This window comes from Olivibacter sp. LS-1 (assembly GCF_008245145.1).
Lineage (GTDB): Bacteria > Bacteroidota > Bacteroidia > Sphingobacteriales > Sphingobacteriaceae > Olivibacter > Olivibacter oleidegradans.
Genome location: NZ_CP041643.1, coordinates 3,031,571 through 3,051,254 on the forward strand (window position 1 = coordinate 3,031,571; position 19,684 = coordinate 3,051,254).

The 19,684-nt window shown below is 41.5% G+C and carries 11 protein-coding genes and 1 tRNA gene; all 12 read left to right on the top strand.

The features are described from left to right. Positions 1-4 precede the first annotated feature (4 nt). Entirely contained in the window at positions 5-1,717 is a 1,713-nt protein-coding gene (locus tag FKG96_RS12120; protein ID WP_149105553.1) for a RagB/SusD family nutrient uptake outer membrane protein, read from the top strand. Between the two features lie 127 nt (positions 1,718-1,844). Further along, entirely contained in the window at positions 1,845-3,152 is a 1,308-nt protein-coding gene (locus FKG96_RS12125; protein ID WP_149105554.1) for an MFS transporter, read from the top strand. A gap of 299 nt (positions 3,153-3,451) precedes the next feature. Then, positions 3,452-4,180: a (Fe-S)-binding protein gene (locus tag FKG96_RS12130; RefSeq protein WP_013666209.1), complete on the top strand. Its 729-nt coding sequence runs from the start codon at positions 3,452-3,454 to the stop codon at positions 4,178-4,180. A gap of 58 nt (positions 4,181-4,238) precedes the next feature. Then, a tRNA-Thr gene (locus FKG96_RS12135) sits at positions 4,239-4,311 on the top strand. 200 nt (positions 4,312-4,511) lie between these two features. After that, on the top strand, positions 4,512-5,414 hold the full coding sequence (locus FKG96_RS12140) for a sugar phosphate isomerase/epimerase (protein WP_149105555.1): 903 nt from the start codon (positions 4,512-4,514) through the stop codon (positions 5,412-5,414). A 235-nt stretch (positions 5,415-5,649) separates the two neighbouring features. Beyond that, the gene (locus FKG96_RS12145) at positions 5,650-6,246 is read left to right on the top strand and encodes an RNA polymerase sigma factor (protein WP_149105556.1); all 597 of its coding nucleotides are present in this window, start codon (positions 5,650-5,652) and stop codon (positions 6,244-6,246) included. Between the two features lie 507 nt (positions 6,247-6,753). After that, positions 6,754-7,854: a FecR family protein gene (locus FKG96_RS12150; protein WP_149105557.1), complete on the top strand. Its 1,101-nt coding sequence runs from the start codon at positions 6,754-6,756 to the stop codon at positions 7,852-7,854. Positions 7,855-8,016: 162 nt separating this feature from the next. After that, on the top strand, positions 8,017-11,367 hold the full coding sequence (locus FKG96_RS12155; RefSeq protein ID WP_246860276.1) for a SusC/RagA family TonB-linked outer membrane protein: 3,351 nt from the start codon (positions 8,017-8,019) through the stop codon (positions 11,365-11,367). 18 nt (positions 11,368-11,385) lie between these two features. Beyond that, positions 11,386-13,059 carry a RagB/SusD family nutrient uptake outer membrane protein gene (locus tag FKG96_RS12160; protein WP_246860277.1) on the top strand — a complete coding sequence of 558 codons (1,674 nt, stop codon included), beginning with the start codon at positions 11,386-11,388 and terminating at the stop codon, positions 13,057-13,059. A gap of 518 nt (positions 13,060-13,577) precedes the next feature. Then, on the top strand, positions 13,578-16,805 hold the full coding sequence (locus tag FKG96_RS12165) for a TonB-dependent receptor (protein ID WP_246860278.1): 3,228 nt from the start codon (positions 13,578-13,580) through the stop codon (positions 16,803-16,805). Between the two features lie 17 nt (positions 16,806-16,822). Continuing rightward, positions 16,823-18,487: a RagB/SusD family nutrient uptake outer membrane protein gene (locus tag FKG96_RS12170; RefSeq protein ID WP_130857317.1), complete on the top strand. Its 1,665-nt coding sequence runs from the start codon at positions 16,823-16,825 to the stop codon at positions 18,485-18,487. Positions 18,488-18,568: 81 nt separating this feature from the next. Then, positions 18,569-19,522 carry a sugar phosphate isomerase/epimerase gene (locus FKG96_RS12175; RefSeq protein WP_149105560.1) on the top strand — a complete coding sequence of 318 codons (954 nt, stop codon included), beginning with the start codon at positions 18,569-18,571 and terminating at the stop codon, positions 19,520-19,522. Positions 19,523-19,684 lie beyond the last annotated feature (162 nt).

Genomic DNA, 19,684 nt, shown 5'->3' on the forward strand with positions numbered 1-19,684 from the left:
TCCGATGAAAAAGAATAAAATTGCAATATTGATAAGTATTTCTCTCTTAGCACTAGGCTCTTGTAGTAAGTCGTTTTTGGAGAAAGTTCCCCAGGGGCAGCTGTCAGACCCACAGGTGATAAGTAGTGAAGGGGTGGAAGGCTTACTAATTGGGGCCTACGCACTTTTGAATGGTAACCAGGATGGGACTTGGGGAAATTATGCATCTGCACCAAGCCAATGGTTATTTGGGGAAGTAGCCTCTGATAACGCGCATAAGGGAAGTGATGGTACTGACCAGCCTAACATGAATCTTATTGAGGTATATCAGCCTACAAGTACCAACGACAATCTTTCTGTTATGTGGACCCGTTATTATGAGGGAATTGCTAGATGTAACAATACATTGCGGGTGTTAGCGGCTGATCAAGCTGGAAATAAGACAATTAGCACCGATCGTGCTGCTCAAATTCAAGGCGAAGCACGTATGTTAAGGGCTCATTATTATTTTTTCCTAGTAAGAGTATTTAAAAACATCCCGTATGTGGATGAAAATACGCCGCCGGATGAGGCGAAGACTAAACCAAATGATACCGATGTATACCCAATGATTGTTGCTGATCTTGAGTTTGCGGTGGAAAACCTACCCGTGGAAAAAATAAACGGACAGGTTGGTCGGGTAGATAAAATGGCGGCTGAAGCCTATTTGGGGAAAGTATTGTTGTACCAAAAACAATATGCAGAAGCTCTGCAGCACTTTACAAATGTAATGGCAGGAAAAGATATTACGTCCATGCCTTATGAGAATAATTTTGATGTAACAACAGAAAATGGTCCGGAATCTATTTTTGCTGTCCAACATGCTATTAGTCCAGACGGAACTGGAGATAACGCCAATGTAGGTGATATGCTGAGTGGCCTGTATGGCACTTCACCGGTAGGTTGCTGCGGATTCTTCCAGCCAACCTTCGACTTGGTTAATGCCTTTAAAGTGAATGAACAAGGCTTGCCGTATTTAGACGGATCTTATCGCAGCAATCCCTACAAGTCGGACTTTGGTTTGAGCGGGGCCGCAAAGGATAATTACCAATTAGACGTTAATTTACGTTTTGACCCTCGTCTGGATTATACGGTTGGTAGGCGAGGAGTTCCTTATTTGGATTATGGTACCATGCCTGGTGATGCTTGGATTCGTTTGGCTAGTTATGCAGGTCCCTTTGTGGGCAAGAAGAATCAGGTTCCGGTCGCGCAGTTCCCTTCACATACGGTTTCCGGTGCAGCCTACATTAATGATCTGAACGTGAACCTAATTCGACTGGCTGACGTTGTTTTAATGGCGGCCGAATGTCAAATTGAATTGGGAAATTTAAGTGAAGCACTTCGCTTAGTAAATTCAGTTAGAGCAAGGGCGGCTACCATAGCGCCGATTTCGATAGGAGATACACCAGCTGCTCAATACGATGTAAAACCTTATCCTTCCTTTCCAAGTGTAGAATACGCTCGCAACGCGGTGCGGTTTGAACGTCGATTGGAATTAGCTATGGAGGGACATCGGTTCTTTGACTTAGTTCGATGGGGCGTTGCCAAGGATGTGCTTGAAAGCTATTCGGGATTTGAAGGTGGATTTTTACAATCTTACCGTAATCTTACCTTTAGTTCACGGAACGAATATTTCCCAATACCGCAAGATCAGATCGATCAAAGTAGCGGAACTTTAAAGCAAAATGAAGGTTACTAATTCATACTTCGCTTGAACAAGAGGGCCGTTTCTATCTATGAAACGGCTCTTCTTGTTTAAATGGGACTAGTGCTTGCCTTTAATTTGGAAAAGAAATATTAGGTTTGTGGTAAAGGAAACGACTTGAATGAAACTAAACGATAAATCAACCATTAGGGCCTGGGCCATGTTCGATTGGTCGAACTCCGCTTATAATTTGGTAATCACTTCTACTATTTTTCCAGCCTATTACACGGCGATTACTACTACGCAGGATAAGGGTGATCAAGTTAATTTTTTTGGTTTTCAATTTATTAATACCGCATTAGCAAATTACTCGCTTGCCTGTGCTTATTTGATCATGGCCATCGTACTGCCTGTTCTTTCTGCGATTGCCGACAATAGGGGAAACAAAAAGTCATTCATGAAAGTCTTTACTTATTTGGGAGGCCTTTCCTGTATTGGACTGTTTTTCTTTAAACTAAATACTTTAGAGTGGGGAATTATCTGTAGTACGCTTGCTGCGATGGGCTATATAGGGGGTGTGCTTTTCAATAACTCCTACCTGCCGGAGATAGCAAGCATTGACGAACAGGATCGGGTAAGTGCCCAGGGATTTGCTTATGGTTATATAGGGAGTGTTTTATTACAGATCATTTGTTTCGTATTTGTTCTTAAACCGGAATGGTTCGGTATTCAGGATGCTACTTTTGCCCCTCGTCTTTCATTTTTATTGGTTGGGCTCTGGTGGATGGGTTTTTCTCAAATACCGTTCAAGAAGCTACCATCAGGAAAAGCGAAGCCAAACAAAATAAATACACATATTTTAAGAAGCGGTTTTAATGAGCTGAACGCGGTGTGGATCAAAATTAAGGGATTGCAAAATCTTAAAAAGTTTCTAGGCGCTTTCTTTTTTTACGCAATGGGCGTGCAAACAACGATGTTGGTAGCGGCTGCTTTTGGCGAGAAAGTATTGCATTTGGGAGCATCGAAATTAATTGTCACGATCCTGATTATTCAATTGGTAGCTATCGTAGGCGCTTTTTTTATGTCTACGTTGGCCAAAAGACTGGGTAATGTACGGGTCTTGATTATAGCCGTGTTGTTATGGATCGTTGTCTGTTTTAGCGCTTATTTGATACAAACAGAGATGCAATTTTACATCTTAGCAGCATTAGTAGGACTTATCATGGGAGGAATCCAGTCGTTGTCTAGGTCCACCTATTCCAAATTAATACCCCGTGAAGAAGAGGATACAACGGCTTTTTTTAGTTTTTATGATGTAACGGAAAAACTCGCCATTGTCATTGGGCTTTTCTTTTTTGCTTTTATCGAAGAACAAACAAAAAACATTCGATATTCTGCATTATCGTTAGCATTGTTCTTCGGCATAGGTATGTTCTTTTTGATTCGACTTCTCCGTCAGAATAATAAAGAGAATGTTTCGTTGAATTAGAGTGTATTAAGATTAAAGGAACGTTTATTTTAACTTCTTTCTTTCTCCGCGAAAGAAAGAAGCAAAGAAAGCTCGCCGCTGCCTGCCTACCGCAGGCAGGCAAAATTTACAGGAGTGTTAGTGCCTCCCAGTGCTAGTTGTAAATTTTGGAGGCGGCATTTTAGTAGAACGGAGAGCTTTTGCGAGCAGCCAATAAGGACTTAAGGGCTGGAGAAAACGGCCTTGGAGGACACCGGCTTTGACAACCGGAATAGAACCTATCAAAAACAATTATTACCTTTGAAACAAAAGGAATACCTATGGAAGTAAGCTTATTTATACCCTGTTTTATTGATCAACTATATCCAACAACCGCTTTTAACACAATTAAAGTGTTGGAGAAGGCAGGGTGTAAAGTACAATACAACCCTGAACAGACCTGTTGTGGGCAGCCGGCCTACAATGCGGGATTTTGGGATGAGGCTAAGGTTATTGGCAATAAATTTCTCGACGATTTCGCGGAAGCTAAATATATAATATCCCCTTCGGCGTCTTGCACAGGTATGGTGAAAAATGCTTATAATGATCTTTTTACCAATTCAATGGTGCATAATAAGTGCCGTAGCATTCAATCAAGTATACACGAACTATCAGACTTCTTAATAAATATAGTAAAAAAGGACTATTTTGGAGCAGAATTGGAAGGGCGAGCGGTCTATCACGACTCATGCTCAGCCTTGAGGGAGTGTAGAATAAAAGAAGAACCGCGTCAGCTATTGGCAAAAGTAGATGGGTTGGAGCTTGTTGAGATGCGCGACCAAGATACCTGTTGTGGTTTTGGCGGAACCTTCGCAGTTAAATTTAGTGGAATATCTTCTGCCATGGCTGAACAAAAAGTAAATAATGCGCTTGCTATGGATGCTGAGTACATCATCTCAACAGACGCTTCATGCTTATTGCATCTTCAGGCCTATATTGATAAGCAAAATCTTCCCATAAAAACGATGCACTTAGCGGATGTGTTGGCTAATGGATGGGGAAACGTATAAATAGTTTGTAAAAATGATTTGACAATTAGGCGTTCCATATTATTTTTGTCTTACAAAAGCCGACGTAGCTCAGCTGGTAGAGCAACGCATTCGTAATGCGTAGGTCGCAGGTTCGATCCCCGTCGTCGGCTCTCTTTAATAGAAAAGTCTCCCTATCAGTTTTTTGTGCTTTTTATGGGGCAAGTAATCTGTAAAAATTAACGTACATTATTTCTGAATAAAAGATTGTAAACGTAAGCCTAAGGTTCGTAATTGGCATTAAATATTCTTCGGCAATAGAAATCTTTCCTCTTTTTTTTCTAAATTGCCTGCCTATACAAACCAAAAAATCATGAGTAACAGAAGAGAATTCTTAAAGCAAATGGGGGCAGGAGCTTTAGGCCTTACCGCTTTATCTAATTTACCACTAGACCTTTTCGCATCTACCAACGGGAAGTATTTTTTTGATATATCCTTGGCACAATGGTCGTTGCATAAGACGTTATTTGGTAAACAAATGGATAATTTAGATTTTGCGGAAACTGCGGCAAAGAAATATGGCATTTTTGCTGTAGAATATGTAAATCAGTTCTTTAAGGACAAAGCGAAAGATCAAGCTTACCTTAAAGACATGTTAAAACGATCGAAAGATAATGGCGTGAAGAATGTACTGATTATGGTTGATGGAGAAGGAAGCCTGGGGGCGCCTGACGATGCGGAACGTAAGACGGCCGTGGAGAATCATTATAAATGGGTGGAAGCGGCTAAGTTTTTAGGCTGCCATGCAATACGAGTAAATGCTGCCGGGAAAGGCTCTGCAGAAGAGGTGAAAGGCGCTGCCATTGATGGTTTAGGAAGGCTAAGCGAGTTTGCGGCTAAACATAAAATTAATGTGATCGTAGAGAATCATGGTGGTATGTCTTCAGATGGACAATGGCTGAGCGCTGTTTTGAAACAAGTGGGTAAAAAGAACTGCGGAAGTCTTCCAGACTTTGGTAATTTTTACGAATATGATCGTTATCAGGGCGTTACAGACTTAATGCCATTTGCCAAAGGCGTAAGCGCTAAAACTCATGATTTCGATAACGAAGGTAATGAAACGCAGATTGACTACCTGCGTATGATGAAAATTGTGAAAGATGCCGGATATAAAGGGTATGTAGGCATAGAGTACGAAGGAAGTAAATTGAGTGAAGACGAAGGGATAAAGAAAACCAAGCTTCTATTGGAAAAAGTGGGAGCTGCTCTAAGTTAGTTGAAAGATTGCATAAATTACAAAGATACTTTCTGTTGTCAAATCAGAAAGTATCTTTAGCTTTAAACGGCGCGCTATAAGGGCTCAAAATGAGATTGAGCGTTTTATGAAGACCGATAGATAACCAATTAATAAAAACATAACCTTAACGTAATATCTGAGGATTTTTTGTTTGCTATTTTGGCCGAATATTTTTTTCAACCTGTTTGATGAATAGTCGAATTTCGATCTAGAGATGGATAATCTAAACGAGCGTGCATTTTGGAAAGCATTTATCAAAGGCAACGACCGGGCTTTTGAAAATATTTACAAGCTTTATGCCGATCGGCTTTTTGCATTCGGCATGAAATATCATGCTGACCGCGATGTTATCAAAGACTGCCTACATGATCTATTTGTTAATCTTTTTCATTATCGAAGCAAGCTAAATCCAGACGTTAATCCGCTTTCTTATCTTTTTACTTCTTTGCGGAATAATGTTTTAGCTCGATTAAGAAAGGATAATAGAAGTCAAGCGCTCGTGGAACGGATCGATTATCCCTTTGATCTGGAATGGAGCCCCGAAACGGTGTGGATCAAAAAGGAAGAAGATAGGCAGCTTGTTGTTAAGCTTCAGCAGCTGATCAAACGACTGCCGGCACGTCAAAGGGAAGTCATCTACCTGAAATTTAATGAAGAGCTGTCATATGAGGAAATAGCAAGTATGCTTGATATTTCTATCGCGAGCTGTCGCACCTTAATATATCGTGCAATCAAGCAATTGCGAGAGCATGTAGAAGACATACCACTAGTGCAGGTATTTTGCCTTCTGTTATCTAATGTTCGTTATTAGCTGCTTCTTGATTTTAGTTATATTGATCCAGCAATAAATTTGTTTAGATTTGTCTAAGTGTTTTTAATCGCTTCGGAGATCTCTTCTCCCCTCTATAATCTATCCCAACACCATAATTGTACTTTTCAGGTAATTGCTTCGAATTTACTACAAATACTATCTATGTGCCATCCAGGGTGAGTCCAGGTTTTTACCTTAAAAACCTGGACTCACCCTGGACCCAATGTGGACTCACCCTGGACTCACCCCGAAGAAAGTACCTAGCATGTCTTGTCCTGTGTCTTGTTAAAATAGGCTGGTGGTTGTTTAATTCAAAAGAAATTCTTGACTTTAAAGTTCGATGAAAGGACGCAAACAAGATAACGATTTACAAGCTAAACTTGAAATTTTTATGATAGTATGCGTCTCATTATTTGTCAAATATTAAATCGTTTTTTTGAAAAAAAATTAAAAATTTAGTCTATAAAAATTAACTGCTTTACTCTTACCTATAAAAGACAATCTTAAATGGGAAAGAAAAAGGCCGAAGATATTTTGAATGAGGATAAACCAGACGTGAACATGCCTAGCGATGATAAGCAGGCATCTTTGGCCAACGCGATTGTCGATACAGTAAAAAACGTCAAGAATGCATCTTTTTCGGAAGAGGAAAATGCAGCGCTTTGGCATGAAATTCACCATACGATTGAGCCTCGGAAAAATACAACTCCCTCTCTACGAAAAGGCTTGGTGGCCGCTATCGTGCTTTTTCTGATCGGTGCTGCTCTTTACTTATATCATGTCAATATACCAGAGGTTGATATTCAAAAGGTTGCGATTATTAATAAAGGATACCTTTCGAAATCAGATGACGTGCAATTTATCAACGCTGATAAAAAAACACGGGTGCTTCACGATACATTGGTTGTTTACAAACAATTTGTAAAACAAGAGCATGTTTCACAAAACGAGCAGGTGGGTTATAATTCAATTGGCGTACCTTACGGAAAACGGAGTGAAATCGTTTTGGAAGACGGAACAAAAGTTTGGCTGAATGCCGGCTCCATATTGACGTTTCCTGAAAAATTTAACGAAAAAGACCGAGCCGTTTATCTGGAAGGTGAGGGTTATTTTGAGATTGCTAAAGATGCCAACAGACCTTTCTTTGTCTTATCAGAGGTGATGAAAATACAGGTACTTGGTACGAGTTTCAATCTTAGTGCTTATGCCGATGATGATTATGTGTCGGTGCTTTTATTGACGGGAAATATCGCGTTGTTACCAAATGGAAATCAGTCTTTTGAACGCCGGATGCTAAAACCGGGGACAGAGGCTCGCTTCGGAAAAAGCCGACAAAAGCTGTTGATTCAACCGGCCTCTGAAAGCTCGATTTCATGGACTAATAGGAGATTGCTTTTGAATAGCATGAACTTAGAGGAGATGCTAAAGAAATTAGAGCGTTTCTATAATGCGGAAATTGAGCTGCCCAAGCCAGCCATCGAGGATGAAACCTTTTCAGGGAGCCTGGATCTGACTCAAACATTGCCTGAAGTGTTGCAAAATGTATTTGATGTTTCAAAATATACTGTCAATCAAATAGGAAGGAGGGTATACATCCAGACGAAGTAGGATAATCAACCAAAAATTCAAATAGGGAAGGTGCTGCAACACCCCCCCGTTTACAAAAAATTAACTGGAATAATTAATTAATCGATCTACTAAAGTATGAATTTTTTTTACACCTGCCAATCACCACCCAAGCAGGTTAATACTGTCATTAAAATTTTTCGAATGTTAAAATTGGCTGCATTTTTAGTTTGCATTAACGTCATGGTAGTGCACGCTAATTCTTACTCCCAAGGTAAAATCAGTGTTCGAATCAAAAACGGTGCATTAAGCGATTTTTTTAAAGAAATTCAAACACAGACTAAATACGCTGTTTTTTACAGCGATAAGCTTGTCGCTGGTAAAAAAATCAATATCAATGCAAAGAACAAAGATTTACTACAAACACTGGATCAGGTGTTGAAAGACGCCGGCCTAAGTTATATGGTCTCAGGTAATCAGATCAGAATTCAGGCTCGAGCCATCGTACCGCTCCGGACTGGTGCTACACAAGATTCCGTACTTACTGTGAATGGGCGTGTATTTGATACGAACGAACCTGCAAATCCGCTGATTGGGGTTTACGTCCGTAATAAACATCGCCAAGGAGGAACGACGACGGACGAAAATGGAAATTTCTCGTTGTCCGTTAACCAGGGCGATATTTTGGTGTTTACTTCTATGGGGTACCAAGCAGTAGAACGGAGGATTACGGGAAATGATGCAAATTTCAATGTCTTCTTAGAAGAAGATGTAGCATCGCTCGAAGAGGTTGTTGTTGTGGGGTATGGCACCCAGAAGAAAATCAATCTAACGGGAGCGGTAACTGCTATGACCGCTAAAGACTTAGAAAGTAGGCCAATTACTAATGTTGGTCGCGGTATGCAGGGCATCCTACCCGGAGTTACCGTTAGGAATACAAACACAGTTCCAGGGGGAAACGCACCCTCCATTCGAGTAAGAGGCATTGGTACTTGGGGAGATGCATCACCCTTAGTGGTCATAGATGGGATTCCCGGAGGCGATCTTAATATTTTGAATCCGGATGACATCGAAAGCATTTCGGTATTGAAAGATGCTGCTTCATCTTCGATATACGGTGTTAGAGGAGCAAACGGCGTGATATTAGTCACTACCAAAACCGGAAAGAAAGGCACGCCACCCAATATTTCGCTGAATAGTTATTATGGTATACAGACGCCAACGGCTTTACCGGAGTTTTTAGGCTCTCCTGAATTTATGGTACTCCATAACGAAGCTACGCAAAATGCAGGGCAAACACCCGTTTACTCAGCTGAGCAAATTGAAATTGCCCGCAATGGATCCGATCCGAATTATTTCGCCAATACCAATTGGATAGAAGAAATTTACAAAGACAATGCGCCACAACAGAGCCATAATGTCAATATTAACGGTGGAGGCAACGATATGAGCTATTTCTTGTCTTATGGTTACCTAGGTGAAGGAGGTCTTGTGGTTGGCGATCAATTTAAAGCAAATAGGCATAATGTTCGCGCCCGTATTAATACGACGTTACTTGACCGATTGAAGCTAGATGCTAATGTGGGCTACATTGATCGCGATGTACAAAGCAACGCCGGAGGTGATGGAGGACGCGCCCTACTGGCTTCAGCAACAAGTATCACACCCCTTGTACCGGTTCGTTTTACAAATGGTAGCTGGGGCTATCATGGCGGTCAGGCTAACCCAGTGGCGATAGCAAATGATGGAGGATACAATGACTTCGGTTCGCAGGAAGTGACAGCCAATTTAAGCGCGACGTTAACGATTGCTGATGGTTTGGATATTAAGGGACAATATGGATTGGTTCGTTCGAATTCCAAACGAACTGTATTAAGTTCGACTATAAACTATTATAGTCCGGATGATAATGAGCTTATTTATCAAACGAACTATCCAAACTCCATTAATGTGGCTGATTATACGAATCTCTATCAGACCTTTATTGGTACGGCGAATTATACGAAAACTTTTAACGAAAAACATGAAGTAAACGGTTTACTGGGAGTTTCACAGGAAGAGAATATCAATAATAGCTTTACAGCAAGTAGACAGAATCTCCCGGTAGATATTCCGTCTTTGAATCTTGGCGTTGATAATCCATTGAATAACAGCAGTGGTTATCAATATGCATTGCAGTCTTTTTTTGGAAGGGCAAACTATGCATATGACAGCAAATATCTATTTGAAGGAAATTTTCGATATGACGGGTCTTCTCGTTTTGCGCCGGAAGTACGTTGGAATTGGTTTGGATCAGTTTCAGCAGGATGGGTGTTCTCTGAGGAGGATTTTTTTGATAAATGGCGAACGACCTTTCAAACTGCCAAACTGCGGATTTCTTATGGTACGCAAGGGAATGATCGTATAAGAAGAGGGGATACCGATCTCTATTATCCCTATATGTCTATTCTGGAACCTGCACAAGTTGGATCCAATAATCCTATCGGAAACCAACCGCGTATTGGTTATCGTCAAACGGAGTTTGCTAACCGTATTGTCACCTGGGAACAGGCCGAAAAATTCAATGTTGGTCTGGATTTAACCATGCTGAAGGGACGTTTCGACGTGACTGCGGATTACTTTATAAATAATACGAACGATATTCTGTTAAATCCGCCATTGCCGGATGTTATTGGTATGGGGACAAACTATCCTTCCCAAAATGCCGGCGCAGTACAAAATAAGGGTTGGGAAATTAACCTTGCTTGGCGCGATCAAATAGGTGAAGTCAAGTATGGCGTTAATCTCAATTTATCGGATGTTCGGAACAAGATTACGCGCTTAGACGATTATGCCCAAAACCTAAGTGACCGCGTGCGTTTAGTGGGATATCCTATCGATGCGTTATATGGCTTTATTGCAGAACGTATCGCTCAAATCGACGATTTCGACTTGATTGATGGAGAATATGTGCCGAAATTTCCGTTTCAGGCAGGAGATTTGGTAGCTCCTGGAGATCTGATCTATCGCCCAGCTAGCCCGGAAGATGAAGCCATTACGGTCGGTAAGGATCGACATGTATTAGGCAGTGATATTCCACGATATACGTACGGCTTTAGGGGAGATCTAGCTTGGAAAGGATTTGATTTCAGTTTTTTCTTACAAGGAGTGGGCAAGGCCGATGGTTGGTTAACCGGTTCCGCTAGGCATCCTTTCATTAACAATAGCGCCATGCCTCAGCGAGTGCATTTAGACCGGTGGACACCTGAAAATCCAGATGCAAGTTATCCTCGTTTTGTATTCAATCGACAACATAACACCCGGTTGTCATCTTATTGGATAGAGAATGCAGCTTATCTGCGACTAAAAAATATCCAGTTGGGCTATACCTTACCGAGTCGGATTACCGAAAAATTTAGAGCCAGTAAGTTGCGCTTCTATGTGTCGGCGGAAAATCTTTTCACTTTGACCGATTTCTTTTATGGGTACGATCCTGAAGCACCGGTAGCGCAAGGGGCTAATTTTTATCCACAACTAAAAACGTTTGTTGTAGGCTTGAACGTAAATTTTCGATAGCAAAAAAATAGTTAAAAAATGAAGAGCTTAATGATCAGGCAGTGCGTATACTATACAGGGATACTGGTATGTTTTTTCAGTATAACCGGATGTAAAGATTATTTAGACCGTGAACCTTTGGATGCAATACCGAATGAGCGCTACTGGAAAAATACAGAGCAGCTCGAAATGGCAATGACGGCTATTTTTTCACGGGTAAAAGCAAAGAATACTGTTGATATGGAGAATATGGGCGAGAACACCATGTGGCCTTCTACAAATCAATATAAGGATATCGGTTCGGGAGTGTTTCCGGTTACACAACCGACAGTAAATGATGAATGGCGTAATATGTATCGAGACATTCGTGAGTCTAATACTTTTCTGGCAAATTATCGAACTGCGGCAGAGACAAGCCCTGGCGCGAACGAGCTGCTGGCAGCGGAGGTCAGGGTACTAAGAGCGCTTGCCTATAGTTTCGTCGTTTCTTTCTGGGGCGATGTTCCATTAGTTTTGAGGCCTTTGGAGCTTGGCGATGAAGAGGTGTATGGAGAACGTACGCCCCGTGAGGAAGTCGTGGATTTTATATTGGCAGATTTAGATACCGCGGCAGCCATTCTATCACCGACAATTCCGACAGGTAATCGCTTAGGAAGAATAAATAAAGGAGCCGCACTTGCTTTAAAGGCACGTATTGCATTGGCGGAAGGGCGATACGATGTAGCTGAAGAGGCGGCGAAAGCTGTAATGGATTTAGGTGTGTATCGCTTGTATAGCAATGGTAATCCAGCCACATCTTATTGGGAATTGTTCACCAATGCCGGTAAATTGGCCAACGGCCGTAACCAAGAGACCATCCTTGCACGGCTACATCTAATGGATATCATTATGCATAACCTTAGTAGGGAGATCCAAGTACCCGATCAGTCGGCACGTTTTGTACCAACACGCTCGTTGGTGGATTCTTACCTATGTACCGACGGTTTGCCAATCAATAAATCGCCTATGTACCAAGATAGTACCTACGAAAGTATTTTTCGAAATCGCGATCCTCGAATGACGCAAACGATTTTGGTTCCAGGCGATACCTGGGGAGGGCGTTATGACGGCAGACCGATTAATGAGAACGATAATCCAAGTGTTTTCATGCGACCGAAATTCAATCAAGATGGCCGTGGTTGTATGACTACGACAGGTTATTATTATAAGAAATATGTGACACCTTCAGCTGTTGGACTGGTTGGAAGGGACGACAATGACATTCATTTAATACGATATGCTGAGGTTCTGTTGACGTATGCGGAAGCCCGCTTTGAGCAGGGGAAATTGACCCAGGAAGATTTAGATAGGTCTATAAATCTTCTTCGAGACAGGGTAGGTATGGTTCATATGGATTTAGGCTTTATGGCCGCTAACGGCCTGGATGTTCGCACAGAAATCCGGCGCGAACGGCGTGTGGAGTTGGCATTGGAAGGACAGCGCTATTTTGATGTAAGAAGGTGGAAAGAGGGCGAACGATTGGCTGCACCCATTGAAGGAGTAAAAGCCGCATGGTTTCCTGAATTGTCACGCGGTTCTTTCCGTATCAGTCCAGAAGGGTATTTGCAAGCGCAATGGAATAGGCGCTTTGAAGATCCGAAAAATTATTTATGGCCGATTCCGCAGCCACAACTTGATCGGAATCCCAAGTTGGGGCAGAATCCTGGATGGTAATAATTTAAAAACAGGTCGGAGCAGCGCTAAAACGCCCCGACCTGTTTTTTTTCTGCGGTAGACTTTATGTTTTTAAGTTTCCACCAATAAACATATAGGAAAAGATAACCGTATGTTGGATAAAAGCGATTTGTCTTGCATGCGATGATAAAATCGCTATATTTGTTTTCGTCAGATTCTACTGATATAACCAATTATGCCTGGTATTGACTACGGGATAAAGCAATAGTAAAATGTCGTATTCGAAGTTTTGCTGATTGTTCAACAAGGATTTTATGATATGGGTTAAAAGGAAATAACTTTTCCAATGAACAGCTATGTCCATAAAAACCATTTGAGTGAGTTTGAATCGTGTAAATTAACACAAATACATTGTTATTTATTGATTTTAAGAAAGGAGGTTAATTAAGCAACAAGAAAGTTCGGTACTAAAACTCAATTCAAACATTTTATCACTTATAAGCTCAAACCGTATGAACAAAACACATTTTAGATCCCGTAGCGTTAAATGGACCTACATGGGAACTTTATTTCTCTTTTGTCTATTTAACTTTTCATTCGTGGTTGCGAGTAATTACTCGCTCCATCAACAGCAAGATTTTGTGATCAAAGGAATTGTAAATGATAATGCGGAACCGCCCAATCCCATCCCGGGAGTCAGCATTCGCGTAAAAGGAAGCAGTAAGGCAACTGCAACCGATGTAAATGGTACCTTTACCTTGTCTGTAAAAAAAGGTGATGTGCTTGTATTTACCTCGGTTGGTTATCAGGCCCGTGAACTTGTCGTTAGTAATCAAACTAGCTTAAATGTAACCCTTAATCAAGATTTAAACACTTTGGAAGAAGTGGTTTTAACCGGGTATTCAACCCAGGTTAAAAAAGATATTACGGGTGCCGTTTCAGTCGTTAATGTTAAAGAACTCACTAAAGTTCAGGCGCCTAACGTAGCACAACAATTGCAGGGTAGGGCGGCAGGTGTTACCGTAACCAGCAATAACACACCTGGTGGTGAAGCTACTGTTCGGGTACGTGGCTTTAGCACCATCAATAATAACGATCCCCTTTATATTATTGACGGTGTGCCAACGAAAGGTGGATTGAATAGCATTAATCCAAATAATATCGAATCGATGCAAGTACTGAAGGATGCTTCCTCTACCTCCATCTACGGGTCGCGTGCAGCCAACGGTGTCATTATCATTACCACCAAAAAGGGGAGTGCCGGTGATTCCAGAATAACTTTTGACACACGGGTAGGGGTACAAACCGGTCATGTAAATTTAGGCCTAATTAAAGATCCCTTGCAATTTGGCCAACTGCTATGGACGCAACGTCGAAATGCAGGCATCCTGACCAATGGCAATCCATCGCATCAACAGTATGGTAACGGCCCCAATCCGGTTGTACCGGATTATATCCTGGCAGGCTCCAGTTATGGCTTATTCGAGGGAGATCCCCGTGTTGATCCTTCCTTGTACAGTTATAACGCGGATAATTTTTATCAAATTGTCCGGGCTAATAAGGAAGGCACTGACTGGCATAAAGAAATATTAAGACCAGCCATTGTTCAAGAATATAACCTAGGGGCTACAGGAGGATCCGATAAGGGTCGCTATGCCTTATCACTCAATTACTTAAACCAAGAAGGGGTGTTGGAACATACATCATTCGATCGGTATTCACTTCGTTCCAATACCGAATTTAATATTAAGAAAATCATTCGCTTAGGAGAAAATCTGGAAGTAAGTTATACCCAGAATAAAGGGTATTATTACAATAATGGAACAGCAAGTTCAACCAACAATCAAGATGGCAATCCCATTGGAAACGGTTATCGGATTCCATCTATTATACCTGTTTACGATATCATGGGGAATTTTGCAGCAACGCGAGCTGCAGGCTTAGGACCAGCGACTAATCCACTTGCTCAGTTATATCGCACAAAAGACAATCAAGCCAAAACGTTGAGAGCATTTGGCAATGTTTTCGCGGAAGTGGATATTATCGAGGGTTTGACCGGTCGTACAAGCTTAGGGTTTGACTATACGAACACCAACCGAGTGAATTATGTATTGATGGATCGGGAAGAGGCGGAAATTGAGGCGGCAAACTCCATGACTAAAGCGAATATCAATGATATTAATTTAACGTGGACGAATACATTAAATTACAGGAAAGTTTTTAATGAAATCCATAGCTTAAATGTGTTAGCAGGTACGGAAGCAATAAAAGGATTCGGTGAAGACTTCTCAGCAGTCAGGACAACCTATTTTTCGGAGGATCCGGATTTTATGGATCTTAATTCGGGAACAGCCGGGATCAACAATAGTGGTAGCCGATACGAATGGGCGCTGTTTTCAATATTTGGAAAAGTGAATTACAGCCTTAAGGATAAATATTTGCTGGAAGCGACTGTAAGAAGAGATGGCTCGAGTCGATTCGGTAGTAATAACCGCTATGGTACGTTCCCCGCATTTAGCGGCGGTTGGCGGATTTCTCAAGAAAGCTTCTTGTCGGGATTAAAATGGTTGGATAATTTGATGATTCGCGCAGGCTGGGGACAAACCGGTAACCAAGAAATCGGGAACTATAACGGGTTTAATACTTATCGCTCCTCGCTTAATTTATCTTCTTATGCCATTAACGGATCAAACAATGCAGTTAAGCCCGGATTTGATACGGATGCTTTCGGAAATCCCGATGCAAAATGGGAAACCACGACGCAAACCAATATCGGTTTAGATATGACGATCTTAAAGGGAATGCTTGGCTTTAATTTGGATGTTTATAATCGAACCACATCCGATATGTTATACCAATTGGCATTGCCTGCAACGCAAGGAACGGCCACCGTGCCCTTTGTTAATGTAGGCGAAATGAACAACAAGGGGATTGATTTCGCAGTGAACTTCCAGAATAATACAAGCAAAGATTTCACCTATGGTATTAGTGCTAATATTTCGGCTTATAAAAACAAGGTCGTTAAGTTGAACAACAATGAATCTGCTATCTTGCTAGGTCCGAATATCAGAAGTTATGTTTGGACACGGTCAACCGTAGACCAACCCTTGTATTCCTTTTATGGTCACGTAATCGATGGAATTTATCAAAATGAGCAAGATTTAGCGAATGGCCCTGCGTATCCCGGTTATGCCGCAGTGGGGAAATACAAATATAGAGATTTAGATGGAGATAACGTAATTACCGATAATGACCGCACTTTTATTGGAAATCCGCATCCCGACTTTACGTATGGATTGAACATTAATTTAGGTTATAAGAATTTTGATCTTTCTGCATTTTTTCAAGGGGTTCAGGGAAATGATATTCTAAACATGGTAAAACGATGGGTTGATTTCAATAACCAAGCCGGTAATCGCAGCTTACGCATGCTTAATGATTCATGGACTCCTGAAAATCCTGACGCCGTATTACCGATATTGGATGCCAATGATAGTAGAAGTCAACAACCATCATCCTATTTTATTGAAAATGGTTCTTACTTCCGCTTAAAAAATCTGACCCTGGGCTACACGTTGCCGGCTGATCTTTTACAGAAATTAGGATTGCAAAGTGCTAGGATATATGTGCAAGGGCAGAACCTGTTTACTATCACCGATTACTCCGGTATTGATCCTGAAATCACGTCGGTGGGTTCAACGCCGGGTACCACTACATTGGGTGTTGACCAAGGGAATTATCCATTAGCTAAAATGTATCAGTTAGGAATAAATGTTGGATTCTAAGGAATAAAAAGCATATTATGAAAAGATCAAATTTATCGATATATATACTGTTGGCCTTTTGCGTTATGCAGGGCTGTGGTAAAAGTTTTCTGGAAAAGAAACCACTAGGTTTAGCAAATGAAGAATTGCTGGCTACGAAGTCGGGCGTTGATGCCGTCTTAATTGGCGCATATAGTTTGTTGGATGGAGTAGGTTCCGGTTATACATTCACGTCGTCAGCTAGCAATTGGATTTATGGATCGGTGGCATCTGATGACGCCTATAAAGGAAGCGATGTGGGCGATCAGGCGCAGATAACAACCATTGAACGCTATGTTAGTCAACCGGATATCGCTGCCTTTAATGAAAAATGGATTACAGTATATGATGGCGTCTCTCGCGCCAATGATGTGCTTAAGTTAATCAAGAAAACGACCGATATGACAGAGGCTGAGGTCGCACAGGCAACAGCGGAAGCACGCTTCTTACGTGCATGGTATCATTTTGAAGCAAAGAAGATGTGGAATATGGTGCCTTACGTTGACGATAACGTCACGGACTTTATCAACTTGCCAAATGACAAAGATATTTGGCCTATGATTGAAGCTGATCTACAATTCGCCGTAGATAATTTATCAGCTACAAAGAAAGATGTAGGGCGGGCAAGTCAATGGACGGCAAAGGCAGTGCTTGCTAAAGTACATATGTTTCAACAAGATTATGAAGCGGCTCGACCGCTATTGGATGATATCATCAATAACGGTCCTTTTGAATTAGTAAGTAATTTTCATGATAATTTTAAAGTGGCAACCGAAAATAATATTGAATCGATTTTGGAAGTCCAAATGTCTGTTGGCGACGGAGGAAGTGGACAAAACGGCTTTTGGGGCGATAATTTGAATTTTCCCTATGGCTCTGGACCAGGGGGGTGTTGCGGTTTCTTTCAGCCTTCTCAAAACTTAGTAAATGCTTTCAAAACCGATGAAAGTGGCTTGCCGTTATTGGACAATTTTAATGATGTCGATGTTAAGAATGATGAGGGCTTAGCTTCTTCTGATCCATTTGAACCCTACACAGGTAATTTGGACCCTCGTTTAGATTGGACCGTTGGTAGACGTGGTATTCCTTTCCTTAACTGGGGGATTCATCCGGGACGAAATTGGATCCGCGATCAAAGTTTTGCCGGTCCGTATACTTTCAAAAAATTCTTTGCGGCCAATGGCGATAATGCCGGAGCGGAATCACCCAGGGCAAATTCAAATAATTATCGCGCCTTACGATATGCCGACGTCCTGTTAATGCGTGCAGAAATTGCGGTGGAGGATGGCGACCTCACTAGCGCGCTGGATTTGGTGAATCAAATCAGGCGAAGAGCAGCAAATGAAGTGGTAACAAAAGATGATGGCACACCGGCCGCCACTTATGTCATAAGAGAGTACCCATCATTTCCAAGTCAGGATTACGCACGAAAAGCCGTTCGATTTGAAAGAAGGCTTGAGTTAGCGTTGGAAGGACATCGCTTTTTCGATTTAGTACGTTGGCATGTTGCTGCTGAAACATTAAATACTTATCTTGAAAAAGAGAAGCAAAAACGAACCTATCTACAGGGTGCTAGTTTTACGGCTGGAAAGAATGAGTATTTTCCGATTCCGCAAGCACAGATTGATATTATGGGTGCAGATGTGTTGAAACAGAATCAGTAGATTATTTTTAACCGATAAGGGTGTCTCCTACAGGTGCTTACAACAAACATAGGAGACACCTCATTTTTAAACTAAAAGATCATGATAAAAAGTATGCATGAACATCGAAGAAGTTTTCTGAAGAAAGCTTCGATGGCTGGATTGGGAGCCCTGATTAGCCCATACAATCAAGTTGAATCAACTATCGGGGAGTCGACAAATGTTAAGCGCAATCCGATCAGTGTATCCACGTATTCGTATTGGCATTTTAAAAAGGAAAAGTTTCCCATTGAGCAGGTAATTGAACAGGCAGCGACGTTGGGTTTTGATGGTGTAGAAATACTACATCGTCAAATGGAAAACGAAACTACCGGATATATGAATAAATTAAAGCGTCTTGCTTTCGAAAGTGGTTTGGCCTTACCTATGCTATCGATTCATCAGGATTTTGTATCACCTGATAAAGAAGACAGAAAAAAGAACATCGCACATACCAAGCACTGCATCGATCTGGCTGTGCAGATGGGAATCCCTTGTGTCCGGTTGAACTCAGGTCGATGGAACACAGCAGGAACCTTTGACGAGTTGATGGCCGTAAAAGGAAAGGAAACGCCCTTAGCGGGATATACCGATGATGATGCCTTTAAATGGGTAATAGATGCGACGGGAGAATGCCTGATAAAGGCAGAGCAAGAGGGTGTGATTTTGGCCATCGAAAACCATTGGGGACTTACGACACAGGTTGAGGGCTTATTACGAATATACGAAGCCTTAAAAAGCTCACCGGCCATGGGACTAAATCTGGATACCGGTAATTTTGCCGGCGACCCGTATAGTCAGTTCGAACAGTTAGCACCTTATGCTACCATTGTTCAAGCGAAGACCTATTACGGAGGTGGAGAATGGTATACGTTAGATTTAGATTATCAACGGATCGCCGGCATATTGCGTAAAGTGAATTTTAAAGGCTATATTTCATTAGAGATGGAAGGAAAAGAAGACCCATTAACAGCAGTTCCTAAGAGCTTAGCCGTTTTGCGGAAAGCTTTTTACTAACGCAACCGTTTGCGTGATGAATAAATTGGCAATCCTATTATTTTATTATTAAATTAACAGCCATTTTGGTCGAACATCATCATTTTATCGATCTTAAACTGCAATATTTAGCTAAATCAAACTTGGTATTATGAGCCATCTGGTTATTTATTGGTGCCACTG

Coding starts and splice junctions, on each gene's coding strand:
- FKG96_RS12175 (WP_149105560.1), top strand. CDS start 18,569: ATGATAAAAAGTATGCATGAACATCGAAGAAGTTTTCTGAAGAAAGCT.
- FKG96_RS12120 (WP_149105553.1), top strand. CDS start 5: ATGAAAAAGAATAAAATTGCAATATTGATAAGTATTTCTCTCTTAGCA.
- FKG96_RS12155 (WP_246860276.1), top strand. CDS start 8,017: ATGTTAAAATTGGCTGCATTTTTAGTTTGCATTAACGTCATGGTAGTG.
- FKG96_RS12150 (WP_149105557.1), top strand. CDS start 6,754: ATGGGAAAGAAAAAGGCCGAAGATATTTTGAATGAGGATAAACCAGAC.
- FKG96_RS12145 (WP_149105556.1), top strand. CDS start 5,650: ATGGATAATCTAAACGAGCGTGCATTTTGGAAAGCATTTATCAAAGGC.
- FKG96_RS12130 (WP_013666209.1), top strand. CDS start 3,452: ATGGAAGTAAGCTTATTTATACCCTGTTTTATTGATCAACTATATCCA.
- FKG96_RS12140 (WP_149105555.1), top strand. CDS start 4,512: ATGAGTAACAGAAGAGAATTCTTAAAGCAAATGGGGGCAGGAGCTTTA.
- FKG96_RS12165 (WP_246860278.1), top strand. CDS start 13,578: ATGGGAACTTTATTTCTCTTTTGTCTATTTAACTTTTCATTCGTGGTT.
- FKG96_RS12160 (WP_246860277.1), top strand. CDS start 11,386: ATGAAGAGCTTAATGATCAGGCAGTGCGTATACTATACAGGGATACTG.
- FKG96_RS12170 (WP_130857317.1), top strand. CDS start 16,823: ATGAAAAGATCAAATTTATCGATATATATACTGTTGGCCTTTTGCGTT.
- FKG96_RS12125 (WP_149105554.1), top strand. CDS start 1,845: ATGAAACTAAACGATAAATCAACCATTAGGGCCTGGGCCATGTTCGAT.